Origin of the sequence: Micrococcus luteus (genome assembly GCF_014138885.1) — a bacterium.
In the GTDB taxonomy this organism is placed as follows: Bacteria; Actinomycetota; Actinomycetes; order Actinomycetales; family Micrococcaceae; genus Micrococcus; species Micrococcus luteus.
In genome coordinates this window covers 1814249-1826825 of record NZ_JACJIK010000001.1, presented here as the reverse complement: position 1 = coordinate 1826825, position 12577 = coordinate 1814249, and the positions used below count along the sequence as shown (strand labels likewise).

Genomic DNA, 12577 nt, shown 5'->3' with positions numbered 1-12577 from the left:
CGACGCCGCCGACCCCCGACCGCCAGGAGTACCCGATGCGCCCGACCTCCCCTTCCCGCGCCCTGCGGATCACGGGTGCCGTGGCCGCCGCGTGCCTGCTGGCCGGCTGCGCGGTCGACCCCGGACTGGCCGAGGATTCGGCGTCCGACGACGGCGTGCCCCTGCCCGCGACGGAGGGGTATCAGCCGCTGACGGTCTACCTCGCCGTCGCGGAACCGGAGGCGGTCCCGGGGACGAGCGGCCGGCCCTTCGGCTGCGGCGACCTGCTGGTGCCCGTGCAGACCGTGCCGACGGACACCGAGGACGAGGCGGACGCCGCCCTGGACTTCCTGTTCGCGGACGAGCGCGGCTGGCACGGCGACCCGTCGCTGTGGAACGCCGTGTTCGACGCGCGCGAGACCCTCACCCCGACCGGGCACCGCCGCGAGGGCGACGTGGAGATCTTCACCTTCACCGGCACCGTGACGCCGGAGGACGACTGCACGGCCGAGCGGATCCGCGCCCAGCTGCAGGCGACCGCCGCCGCCTTCACGTCAGCGGGACAGGTCCGGCTCGAGGTGGACGGCCGGGACCTCGACGACGTGCTGGGGCTCGAGCCGCTCCGCCTCGGCGAGTCCGTGGACGTCCCGCAGGGGGACCCCGCGCCGAGCGGGGAGCCGAGCGACGGATCCGGCGAGCAGACGTGGGCGCCGGAGGGCGAGTCGTCCGAGGACACGTGGGCGCCGGCCGAGCCCTCGGACGACACCTGGGCGCCGGCCGAGGAGTCGTCGTGGGGTCCCGCCGAGCCGACCCAGGGCACGTGGTCCCCCGGCCAGGAGCCGAGCGCCCCCTGACCGGGCGACCCGCCGTCGTCGCCCGTCATCGGGCCTCCACTGGCGGCCGCGCCGTGCTATAGGGTGCCGAGCGTGCGGAACCTCCGAGATCACCTGTCCCAGCGCGCCGTCGGCGTGAAGCAGTCCGCGGTCCGCGACGTCTTCGACATCGCGATGGACCCGAACCTCGTCTCGCTCGCGGGCGGGAACCCGTGGCTCGCGGACCTGCCCCTCGACGAGCTGGGCCGGATCGCCTCCGACCTGATGACCCGGTTCGGCACGGAGTCCCTGCAGTACGGCCCGGGCCAGGGCACCGAGGAGATGCGTGCCGCCGCGACCGCCGTGATGGCCGCCGACGGCATCCCGGACGCGGATCCCGACCTCGTGGTCATCACCCCCGGCTCGCAGGCCGCGATCGACACCGCCTGCCGGGCGTTCGCGAACCCGGGCGACGTCGTCGTGGTGGAGGACCCCACGTTCGTGGGCGCGTTGACCACCTTCACCACCTGGCAGCTCGAGGCCGTGGCCACGGGCACCGACGACCACGGCCTGGTGCCCGCGGCCCTCGACGAGACCCTGACCCGCCTGGCCGCCGAGGGCCGCCGCGTGGCCTTCCTCTACACGATCCCCTCGTTCGCGAACCCCTCGGGCGCCCTGCTGCCCCCGGGCCGCCGCGCCGAGGTGGGCGCGATCTGCGAGAAGCACGGCGTGCTCATCGTGGAGGACAACCCGTACGGGCAGATCGCGTTCGACGGCGAGCCCGTCGCCCCGATCGCCGCCGACCACCGGGACAACGTGGTCCACCTCGGCACGATGTCCAAGATCTTCTCCCCGGGCGTGCGCATCGGCTGGGCGCTCGTGCCGGCCGCGCTCAAGCGCGAGTTCTACCTGTGCGCGGAGTCCGCCTACATCCACGCGTCCACGTACTCGCAGATGCTCTCCACCGCCTTCGTCACGCAGCTGGACTGGCAGGGCCACGTCCGCCACGTGACCGGGCTGTACCGCGAGCGGGCCGCGGCGCTCGTGGACGCGGTGCGTGAGCACTGGGACCCGGCGGTCGAGTTCATCACCCCGCAGGGCGGCTTCTTCCTGTGGGCCACCCTGCCAGCCGGGGTGGACACCCTCGAGGTGATGCACCGCGGCATCGAGGCGGGCGCGGTGTTCGTGCCGGGGGCGGCCTTCACCCCCGTCGAGGGCACGCACTCCACCCTGCGCCTGGCGTACTCGTTCGTGGCGGCCGAGAAGCTCGTGGAGGGCGTGCGGCGCCTGGCCCCGGCGGTGAACGAGTCGATCGACCGGGCCCGCTGAGCCGCGGCGGGCGCCCACGACGACGTCGGCCCGGCGCGTCTGCCGGACGTGCGACCTCTTCCCCGGGCCCGCGAGATCGTATACGATCTCGACCATGACGCAGAGCACACCGGATCCCACGCCCACCGTCACCGAGCACGACTTCACCGTCCGGGAGAACCGGCCGGGCAAGGTGCTCGCCGTCCACCTGAACTACCCCTCCCGCATCGCCCAGCGCGGCCGGTCCCCGCAGGCCCCCGGCTACTTCCTCAAGGCCGGCACCTCCCTCGCCCGCACCGGCGACACCATCGAGCGCCCCGCCGGCACCGAGCTGCTCGCCTACGAGGGCGAGATCGCGCTGATCATCGGCCGCACCGCCCGGCGCGTCAGCCCGGAGGAGGGCTGGTCGCACGTCTCCGGCATCACCGCCGCCAACGACTGGGGCCTCTACGACCTCCGCCACGCGGACAAGGGCTCCAACGTCAAGAACAAGTCCGGCGACGGCTACACCCCGCTCGGCCCCGCGGTGATCTCCACCGCGGGCCTGGACCCGGCCGCCCTGCGCGTGCGCACCTGGGTCAACGGCGAGATCGTCCAGGACGACACCACCGAGGGCCTCGTCTTCCCGTTCGGCCAGCTCGTGGCCGACCTCTCGCAGCTCATGACGCTCGAGGAGGGCGACGTCATCCTCACCGGCACCCCCGCCGGGTCCTCCGTGGCCCAGCCGGGCGACGTCGTCGAGGTGGAGGTGGACGCCCCCAGCGCCCCCGGCGCACCGACCACCGGCCGCCTGGTGACGACGGTCGTCGACTCGGAGCACTCCCTGGCCCCGTTCGGCGCGCAGCCGCAGGTGGACGACGTGCAGCGCGAGGAGGCCTGGGGCTCCCGCGAGGCCGCCGGTCTGGCCCCGCAGGCCGCGGCGCCGTCGTCGTCCGCGGTGGACGAGAACGGCCACTGGGTCGCGAGCGCCCCGCAGCCGGACCGCTCCCTGCTGACCCCCGAGCTGCGCGCCAAGATCGACGCCATCGCGGTGGCCACCCTCACCGCCCAGCTGCAGAAGCGCGGCGTCCAGAACGCGACCATCGACGGCCCGCGCCCGATCCACCGGGGTCGGCGCGTCCTCGGCTACGCCAAGACCCTGCGCTACATCCCCAAGCGTGAGGACCTGGCCAAGGAGTTCGGCGGCGGCTTCAACGCCCAGAAGCGGGCGATCGACTCGGTGCAGCCGGACGACGTGGTGGTCATGGAGGCCCGTGGCGAGCACGGCACCGGCACCCTCGGGGACGTCCTGGCCCTGCGCGCCCAGGTGAACGGCGCGAACGCCGTGATCACGGACGGCGGCATCCGCGACTCCGCCGCCGTCGCCGAGGTCGGCCTCCAGGTGTACGCCGGCGCCACGCACCCGGCGGTGCTGGGCCGCCGTCACATCCCGTGGGAGGTCGGCGGCACCATCGCCTGCGGCGGCACCACCGTGCAGCCCGGCGACATCATCGTCGGCGACGACGACGGTGTGGTGGTCATCCCGCCGTCCCTGCTCCAGGAGGTTGTGGACGACGCCTACGAGCAGGAGCTCCAGGACGCCTGGGCGTACGAGCAGGTCAAGGCCGGCTACCCGGTGGACGGGATGTTCCCCCCGAACGCCGAGTGGAAGGCCAAGTTCGCCGAGTACCGCAAGACCCTGCCGGACGCCCCGGCCCCGGAGGGCGACGCCTGAGCATGCGCCGCACGGACATCGGAACGGTCGGCCTCGCAGGCGCCCCCGTCTCCAAGGCGGACCGCGCCTACCAGGCGATCCTCGAGGGGATCCGGGACCAGCGCCACGAGCCGGGCGACCGGCTGGTGCTGTCCCAGATCGCCGCGGAGCTGGGCATGTCCGTGGTGCCCGTGCGGGAGGCGATCCGCCGCCTGCAGTCCGAGAAGCTGGTGGCCTACGAGCGCAACGTGGGCGCCACCGTGGTGGGCATCGACCCGGTCGAGTACCGCCACACCATGGAGACGCTGGCGCTGGTGGAGGGGTTCTCCACCGCCCAGTGCGCCCCGCACGTGACCGCCGAGGACCTCGCGGCGGCCCGCGAGGTGAACGCGACCATGCGCGCGATGACGGAGTCGGAGACGGCCTGGGACCCGGTGACGTTCACCGAGCTCAACCGCCGCTTCCACTCGATCCTGTTCGAGCATCACCAGAACGAGCACGTGCACGACCTGGTGCACCGCGGCTGGAACCGCCTGGCCGCGCTGCGCTCCTCCACGTTCGCGTACGTGCCCGGCCGGGCGGTGGCCTCCGTGGACGAGCACGAGCACCTGCTGCGCCTGATCGAGGACGGGGCGCGCTTCGAGGAGATCGAGGCCGCCGCCCGCGCCCACCGCCTGAACACCCTGCGCGCCTACCTGGAGCACAGCGCCGAGCCGTCCGCGTGACCGCCGGCCGGACCGGCGCCGACGTCGTCGGCGCCAGACCCCGACCATCCGCCCCCGAAGCACTCAGCGAAAGAGACACCATGACGGAGAAGACCAGCATCGAGGCCCGCAAGCCCGAGGGCCTGCCCGACGTCCTGCGCCACTACATCGACGGCGAGTTCGTCGACTCGATCGACGGCGACACCTTCGAGGTGCTCGACCCGGTGACCAACGAGCCGTACCTGACGGCCGCCTCCGGCAAGGCCGCGGACATCGACCGCGCCGTCGCCGCCGCGAAGCGGGCCTTCGAGTCCGGCGAATGGTCCCAGGCCCTGCCGCGCCAGCGTTCCCGTGTGCTGCACCGGATCGCCGACATCATGGAGACCCGCGGCGACCAGCTGGCCGAGATGGAGTGCTTCGACACCGGCCTGCCGATCAAGCAGGCGAGGGGCCAGGCCGCCCGCGCCGCCGAGAACTTCCGCTTCTTCGCGGACCTGATCGTGGCCCAGCACGACGACACCTTCAAGGTGCCGGGTCGCCAGATCAACTACGTGAACCGCAAGCCGATCGGCGTCGCCGGCCTGATCACCCCGTGGAACACCCCGTTCATGCTGGAGTCCTGGAAGCTGGCCCCGGCCATCGCCACCGGCAACTCGGTGGTCCTGAAGCCGGCGGAGTTCACCCCGCTCTCGGCTTCCCTGTGGGGCGGGATCTTCGAGGAGGCCGGCCTGCCCCAGGGCGTGTTCAACATGGTGCACGGCTTCGGCGAGGAGGGCTACGCGGGCGACCCGCTCGTGAAGCACCCGGACGTGCCGCTGATCTCCTTCACCGGCGAGTCCCGCACCGGCCAGATCATCTTCGCCAACGCCGCCCCGCACCTGAAGGGCCTGTCCATGGAGCTCGGCGGCAAGTCCCCGGCCGTGGTGTTCGAGGACGCGGACCTGGACGCGGCGATCGACGCGACCATCTTCGGCGTGTTCTCCCTGAACGGCGAGCGCTGCACCGCCGGCTCCCGCATCCTGGTCCAGCGTTCCGTCTACGACGAGTTCGTGGAGCGCTACGCCGCCCAGGCCTCCCGTGTGAAGGTCGGCCTGCCGGACGACGAGACCACCGAGGTCGGCGCCATCGTGCACCCGGAGCATTTCGAGAAGGTCATGTCCTACGTGGAGATCGGCAAGACCGAGGCTCGCCTGGTGGCCGGCGGCGGCCGCCCGGAGGGCTTCCCCGAGGGCAACTTCGTGCAGCCCACCGTGTTCGCGGACGTGGCCCCGGACGCCCGGATCTTCCAGGAGGAGATCTTCGGCCCGGTCGTGGCCATCACCCCGTTCGACTCGGACGAGGAGGCCCTCGAGCTGGCCAACAACACCAAGTACGGCCTCGCGGCGTACATCTGGACGAACGACCTCAAGCGCGCCCACAACGTCGCGCAGAACGTGGAGGCCGGCATGGTGTGGCTGAACTCCAACAATGTGCGGGACCTGCGCACCCCGTTCGGCGGGGTGAAGGCCTCCGGCCTGGGCCACGAGGGCGGCTACCGCTCGATCGACTTCTACACCGATCAGCAGGCCGTGCACATCAACCTCGGCGAGGTCCACAACCCGGTGTTCGGCAAGCAGGAGCAGGCCGCGGCGCAGATCGACGGCTGACCCCGCGCTGACCGGCGACCATGACGGCGCCCGCACCGTCCCCGCGACGGTGCGGGCGCCGTCGTCGTGGTGGGGCCGGGCCGGGTCTCTCCCCCGGCCCACCGACGCGGGTTGAGTTGTCGCGGGTGCGGGCGCCCCGGACCCGCGACAACTCAACCCGCGTTCCTCGACGGCCTTCCCGCCGGTCGCCTGGATCGTATACGATCGAGCCCGTGACCGCGTCCCAGGCCACAGCGCGCCGCCCCCCCACCAAGGAGCACCGATGACCAACCTCGAGAGCCGCCAGAAGACCTCCTCCGGCTTCTTCGTCACGAAGGAAGCCCCCATCGACCCGGAGAACCCCCTCCCCACCCCGACGTCCGAGGCGCCGGACATCCTGCGCTGCGCCTCGATGGAGCTCGTGGTCACAGACCTCGCCCAGTCCCGCGAGTTCTACGTGGATGTGCTCGGCCTCGTGGTCACCGAGGAGGACGAGGAGACCGTCTACCTGCGCTCCATGGAGGAGTTCATCCACCACAACCTGGTGCTGCGCCAGGGCGAGACCGCCGCCGTGGCCGCGTTCTCCTACCGCGTGCGCACCCCCGAGGACCTGGACAAGGCGGTCGCCTTCTACGAGGAGCTGGGCTGCCGCGTGGAGCGCCGGAAGGACGGCTTCGTCAAGGGCGTCGGCGACTCCGTGCGCGTCGAGGACCCGCTGGGCTTCCCCTACGAGTTCTTCCACGACGTCGAGCACGTGGAGCGCCTGGCCTGGCGCTACGACCTCTACACCCCGGGCGCCCTGGTCCGCCTGGACCACTTCAACCAGGTGACCCCGGATGTGCCGCGTGCCGCCCGCTACATGCAGGACCTGGGCTTCCGCGTCACCGAGGACATCCAGGACGAGAAGGGCACCGTCTACGCCGCGTGGATGCGCCGCAAGCCCACCGTGCACGACACCGCCATGACCGGCGGCGACGGCCCCCGGATGCACCACGTGTGCTTCGCCACGCACGAGAAGCACAACATCCTGGCGATCTGCGACAAGCTCGGCGCCCTGCGCATGTCCGACCACATCGAGCGCGGTCCGGGTCGCCACGGCGTCTCCAACGCGTTCTACCTCTACCTGCGTGACCCGGACGGCCACCGCGTGGAGGTCTACACCCAGGACTACTACACCGGTGACCCGGACAACCCCGTGGTCACCTGGGACGTGCACGACAACCAGCGCCGCGACTGGTGGGGCACCCCGGTCGTGCCGTCCTGGTACACCGACGCCTCCCGCGTGCTGGACCTCGACGGCAACCTGCAGCCGCTGGTGTCCCGCACCGACGACTCGGAGATGGCCGTGACCATCGGCGCCGACGGCTTCTCCTACACCCGCGAGGGGCAGGGCGAGGAGTCCATGCCGGAGTGGAAGCAGGGCGAGTACAAGCTCGGCAACCAGCTCTGACCGGCACTGCCGGGCGCCGCTCCGGGACACCACGACGACGGCGGGCACCCAACGCAGGTGCCCGCCGTCGGCGTCCGCCCTCCCTGCCACCCTCCGCGTCTCCCCGCCCCGCGCCGTTCGAGGCGGAAGATCCACCTCATTCGAGCCGGGAGGGCCAGTTTGAGCTCGATTTCCCGCCTCGAAGCGTGGGGAGCAGGGGTGTCCCGCCTCGCAGACGGGCGTCGAGGGGCTGGCCTGGCTCACGGTGCACCGCCGCAAGCCCGGGCTGGGCATCGGGACGCGCGCCCCGGACTGATCCGGGGCGGTGCCAGGATGGCGACGGGGCCGGGGGCGAGCCGCGTAATCGTATACGATCAAGGTCAGGCCCCTGCCCGTCGTCGTGAAGGAGACCGCTGTGCTGGACCACGAGACCCACCTCAAGATCGCCGACGAGCTGCACCGCGCGGGCATCGACCGCGTGCCCGTGCCGCGGCTGACCGCGCGCTACCCGGAGATGCAGATCGAGGACTCGTACGCCGTCCAGCGCATCTGGGCCGAGCGCCAGGTCGAGGCGGGCCGCCGCAAGGTGGGCCACAAGATCGGCCTGACCTCCAAGGCCATGCAGGACGCGACCGGGATCGACGAACCGGACTACGGCGTGATCTTCGACGACCAGGTGTTCGAGTCCGGCCACGTGTACGAGTGGAAGAAGTACACCCATCCGCGCATCGAGATGGAGCTGGCGTTCGTGCTGCGGGACGAGCTGCGCGGGCCCGGCCTGAACCTGATGGACGTGCTGCGCGCCACCGAGTACGTGGTGCCCGCGCTGGAGGTGCTGGACTCGCGCATCGAGATGGCCGGCCGCACCATCACGGACACCATCTCGGACAACGCCGCCCTGGGCTCCCTGGTGATCGGCGGCCGTCCCGTGGGCGTGCACGACGTCGACCTGCGGTGGGTCTCCGGCATCCTCTCCCGCAACGAGGAGATCATCGAGACCGGGGTGGCCGCGGGCGTGCTGAACCACCCGGCCAACGGCGTGCACTGGCTGGCCAACCGCATCGCCGAGCACGGGGACGCGCTCGAAGCCGGTGAGATCGTGCTCGCCGGCTCCTTCACCCGCCCGATGTGGGTGTACGAGGGCGACACCGTCTACGCCGACTACGGCCCGCTCGGCACCATCACCTGCCGCTTCGCCTGACCCGCCCGTCGTCGTCGCCCCGCCCGCCCGCCCGCAACGCGGGTTGACCTATCACCAGTACGACCCCGCTCCACCCGCGACAACTCAACCCGCGTCGGGTGGAGGGGCGCGGAGAACCCCGGAGGAACGTCCCATGCCCGTCCGCCACAACCCGCAGCCGCTGTTCCGCGACCTCTTCACGCCCGAGGCCGCCGCCGCCCGTGGGGGCCGCCCCGCCGCCGGCATGTTCCTCTCCTCCGGGGACCCGACGACGGCGGAGATCTGCGCCGGCGCGGGCCTCGACTACCTGCTCATCGACGCCGAGCATGCACCGCTGACCCTGCAGGACGTCCTCGCCCAGCTGCGCACGATCGCCGGCTACCGTGTGCCCACCCTGGTGCGTGTGCCGGCGCTGGACACCGTGGCCATCAAGCAGTTCCTGGACCTGGGCGCCCAGACGCTGCTGGTGCCCATGGTCGACGACGCCGCGATGGCCCGCCGCGCCGTGGCCGCCGTCCGCTACCCGGACGGCTCCGCCGAGGGCGGGGTGCGCGGCGTGGGCTCCGCCCTGGCACGCTCGGGCCGCTGGAACCGGATCCCCGGCTACCTGCCCGGCGCGGCGGACCACGTCTCCGTGATCGTGCAGATCGAGACTGCCGCGGGCGTGCGCAACGCCGAGGAGATCGCGGCGGTGGACGGGATCGACGGCGTCTTCATCGGCCCCTCGGACCTCTCCGCGTCCCTGGGACTGCTCGGCCAGCAGTCGCACCCGGAGGTGGTGGCCGCGGTCGAGGAGGTCATCGCGAAGGTCAAGGCCGCCGGGAAGTTCGTGGGCGTCAATGCGTTCGTGCCCGCGCAGGCCGACGCCTACGCCGCCGCCGGTGCGGACTACGTCAACGTGGGCGCCGACGTCGCCCTGCTGGCCCGCGCCGCCGAGGCCCTCGCCGACCGCTGGTGCCCGGAGCCGAGCGACGCCGCGGCCGACGGGGAGGGCGCGCCCCGCGCGTCGTACTGACCTGGTCATCCCCTCACTTCGGGGCGCGAAATCCACCCCATGGACGCCCGATCCTGGCCCATGACGTGGATTTCCCGCCTCGAATGGCTCGGGGCCGGCGCCCCGGGGGACGTCACCGCCTCCTGCACAACCGCGCCGGGCCCCCTCGCGCGTCCCCAGGCCCCCGCTCGTCTGTCTCGGGATGCCGACCGACGGAGCACGCTCGCCGCATGCCCCGTCGTCCCGCCCCGCTGCCGCCGTCGATCGACCCCACCGCCTTCACGGTCGATGACGCGCGCCGGGCGGGTGTGACGTGGTCCCGTCTGCAGTCCTCAGACCTGCGGCGGCTGCGCCACGGCATCTACGGGCCGGCCGGCCCTGCGGCGGTCTCCGTCCGTGAGTGGACGATGGATGAGATCCGCGCGTATCAGCGGCGCCATCCCGACGTCGTCGTCAGCCATGAGACCGCCGCGCGCCTGCACGGCCTGACCGTGCCCGCACGGCTGTTGGCCCCCGGTGCGGTGCACGTCAGCGTCGGCACCTCGGGCGGCCGGCCGGTCCAGGCGAGTCTGGTGCCCCACCGCATCGAGGTGCCGGAGGGACAGCGGATGACGCGGGGCGGCGTGCTTGTGACGACGCCGGCCCGCACCCTGTGGGACCTGTGCGCGGCACGGGCGGCGCTCACGGAGCGGGACGTCGTCGTCGCCGGTGACGCCCTGCTCTGCCCGCCGTGGCTGCCCGGCGGCGGACGCGGGGATCCCGCCTACACCCCGGAGGAGCTCGTCCGATCGCTGGCCGAACGGGGACGTTTCCGGGGGCGCGGACTGGCCCGGGCAGCGCTGGCGAGGATGCGCGTGGGGGCGGATTCGCCGCGCGAGACGCGTCTGCGGCTGGCGCTCGTCGATGCCGGGCTGCCGGAGCCCGAGGTGCAGTGCCGGCTGGACCCGTCAGACCGCCGCGCTCCGACGGTCGACCTCGGGTATCGGCCGTGGCGCCTCGCGTTGCAATACGAAGGCGAGCACCACCGCACCGCCGAGCAGCAGGCCCGCGACGTGCTGCGCGACCGCTGGTGCGCCGACCACGACTGGCTCTCGATCAAGGTCATGTGGGCCGACGCTCGGAACGACTACGCGGACGTCGTCGCGCGGGTGCGGCGCCGGGCGGCCGCGTTCGGTGGGTGACCCGGTGAGATCCACGGTCACCGCAGTCCGCCACGGCCCCCCGTTTCGAGGCGGGAAATCCAGGTCAAAGCGCTCTGGTCCACGCCCGTGGGGTCGATTTCCCGCCTCGAAAGGACGGGTGCGGTGGGAGTCGGCCCGTGAACACCCGTCCTCCTCCACGTAGCGTGGCCCCATGACCGCGTCCGTTCCCGCCCTGAGCTCGCATTTCGCCGACACCTTCCCGGAGCTCGCCCTGCCCTGGCAGGCCCAGGCCACGGACGGCCCGCAGCTCGTCCTGCTCAACGCCGGCCTCGCGGCGGAGCTCGGCCTCGACGCCGAGTGGCTCGCCACCGACGACGGCGTCTCCTTCCTCACCGGCGAGCAGCCCGGCCCGGGCGCGCGGCCGGTCGCGCAGGCGTACGCGGGCCACCAGTTCGGCCACTACTCTCCCCGCCTGGGTGACGGGCGCGCCCTCCTCCTCGGCGAGCTCACGGCTCCGGACGGTCGGCTCCACGACCTGCATCTCAAGGGCTCCGGTCGCACGCCCTTCGCGCGCGGCAACGCCGACGGGCAGGCCGTGCTCGGCCCCATGCTCCGCGAGTACGTGGTCTCCGAGGCGATGCACGCCCTCGGCGTGCCGACCACGCGGGCGCTGGCCGTCGTCGGCACGGGCCACCCGGTCCGCCGCGAGACCGTGCTGCCGGGTGCGGTGCTGGCCCGGACGGCCGCGTCGCACCTGCGCGTCGGCACGGCCCAGTACGCCGCGGCCCTCCCCGAGCAGGCGCACCCCACGGAGGTGCTGCGCCGGATCGTCGACGAGGCCATCGCCCGCCACCACCCGCACGCCACCGACGCCGAGCACCCCGCGCTCGCGCTCTACGAGGCGGTGATCGCCGCGCAGGCCGAGCTCATCTCCCGCTGGATGCTCGTCGGCTTCGTGCACGGTGTGATGAACACGGACAACATGACCCTATCCGGCGAGACCATCGACTACGGCCCCTGCGCGTTCATCGACGCCTTCGACCCGGCCGCGAGCTTCTCCTCGATCGACACCCAGGGCCGGTACGCGTACGGCAACCAGGGGCCCATCGCGGCGTGGAACCTCGCTCGGCTCGGCGAGGCCCTCGTGCCCGTGCTCGACGACGACCCCGACCGCGCCGTCGCACTCGCCCAGGAGGCGCTGGGCAGGTTCCACGGCGCCCATCTCGCGGCGTGGCGGGGCGGACTGCGGGACAAGCTCGGTCTCCCGGCGTCCGTGGCGGAGGACGACGTCGCCGCGCTCACCGACCGCCTGTTCCCGTGGCTGGCCGCGGCGCGGGCCGACTGGACCTCGTTCTGGGTGCGGCTGGCCGAGCACACGGCGGCGCCCGTGGACGACGACGCGGCCCGCACCGAGGCGGCACGACTCGTCCCCGGCGCCCCGGACCCCGCGGGGCTCGCCGCCTGGCTCGCGGACTGGCGGGCGATGGGTCCCGATCCGGCCCGGATGCGCGCGGTGAACCCCGTCTACATCCCGCGGAACCACCTGCTCGACGAGGCCCTGACGGCCGCGGAGGACGGGGATCTCACCGCCGTCCACCGGCTGCTCGAGGCCGTCACGGATCTCTTCACCCCGCGCCCCGGGTTCGAGCGGTACGCGGAGCCGGGTCCGGCGGACGGGGCCCCGTTCGTCACCTACTGCGGCACCTGACCG

At 72.8% G+C, this 12577-nt stretch carries 10 protein-coding genes; all 10 read left to right on the top strand.

What is annotated here, in order from left to right; all coding sequences use genetic code 11:
- The first annotated feature begins 35 nt into the window (after nucleotides 1-35).
- The 10 genes from HDA34_RS08465 to HDA34_RS08420 all read left to right on the top strand — a co-directional run bounded on the left by HDA34_RS08465 (nucleotide 36) and on the right by HDA34_RS08420 (nucleotide 12574).
- The gene (locus tag HDA34_RS08465; RefSeq protein WP_134377407.1) at nucleotides 36-833 is read left to right on the top strand and encodes a GerMN domain-containing protein; all 798 of its coding nucleotides are present in this window, start codon (nucleotides 36-38) and stop codon (nucleotides 831-833) included.
- Between the two features lie 72 nt (nucleotides 834-905).
- On the top strand, nucleotides 906-2120 hold the full coding sequence (locus HDA34_RS08460) for an aminotransferase-like domain-containing protein (protein ID WP_134377408.1): 1215 nt from the start codon (nucleotides 906-908) through the stop codon (nucleotides 2118-2120).
- Nucleotides 2121-2214: 94 nt separating this feature from the next.
- Entirely contained in the window at nucleotides 2215-3813 is a 1599-nt protein-coding gene (locus HDA34_RS08455; protein WP_134377409.1) for a fumarylacetoacetate hydrolase family protein, read from the top strand.
- A gap of 2 nt (nucleotides 3814-3815) precedes the next feature.
- Nucleotides 3816-4517 (top strand): GntR family transcriptional regulator, encoded by a 702-nt coding sequence (locus HDA34_RS08450; protein WP_036383628.1) that lies wholly within the window; start codon nucleotides 3816-3818, stop codon nucleotides 4515-4517.
- A gap of 80 nt (nucleotides 4518-4597) precedes the next feature.
- On the top strand, nucleotides 4598-6142 hold the full coding sequence (hpaE, locus tag HDA34_RS08445; protein ID WP_134377410.1) for a 5-carboxymethyl-2-hydroxymuconate semialdehyde dehydrogenase: 1545 nt from the start codon (nucleotides 4598-4600) through the stop codon (nucleotides 6140-6142).
- Between the two features lie 262 nt (nucleotides 6143-6404).
- Nucleotides 6405-7571 carry a 3,4-dihydroxyphenylacetate 2,3-dioxygenase gene (gene hpaD, locus HDA34_RS08440; protein WP_134377411.1) on the top strand — a complete coding sequence of 389 codons (1167 nt, stop codon included), beginning with the start codon at nucleotides 6405-6407 and terminating at the stop codon, nucleotides 7569-7571.
- Between the two features lie 394 nt (nucleotides 7572-7965).
- Complete coding sequence (locus tag HDA34_RS08435; RefSeq protein WP_134377448.1) at nucleotides 7966-8751, top strand: 2-keto-4-pentenoate hydratase; 786 nt, start codon at nucleotides 7966-7968, stop codon at nucleotides 8749-8751.
- Nucleotides 8752-8884: 133 nt separating this feature from the next.
- Nucleotides 8885-9745, top strand: a complete 861-nt coding sequence (locus HDA34_RS08430; protein ID WP_134377412.1) for an HpcH/HpaI aldolase family protein — start codon at nucleotides 8885-8887, stop codon at nucleotides 9743-9745.
- Between the two features lie 209 nt (nucleotides 9746-9954).
- Nucleotides 9955-10905: a hypothetical protein gene (locus tag HDA34_RS08425; RefSeq protein ID WP_036313563.1), complete on the top strand. Its 951-nt coding sequence runs from the start codon at nucleotides 9955-9957 to the stop codon at nucleotides 10903-10905.
- A 172-nt stretch (nucleotides 10906-11077) separates the two neighbouring features.
- Nucleotides 11078-12574, top strand: coding sequence for a protein adenylyltransferase SelO (locus HDA34_RS08420; RefSeq protein WP_134377413.1), 1497 nt, complete (start codon nucleotides 11078-11080; stop codon nucleotides 12572-12574).
- Nucleotides 12575-12577: the final 3 nt, after the last annotated feature.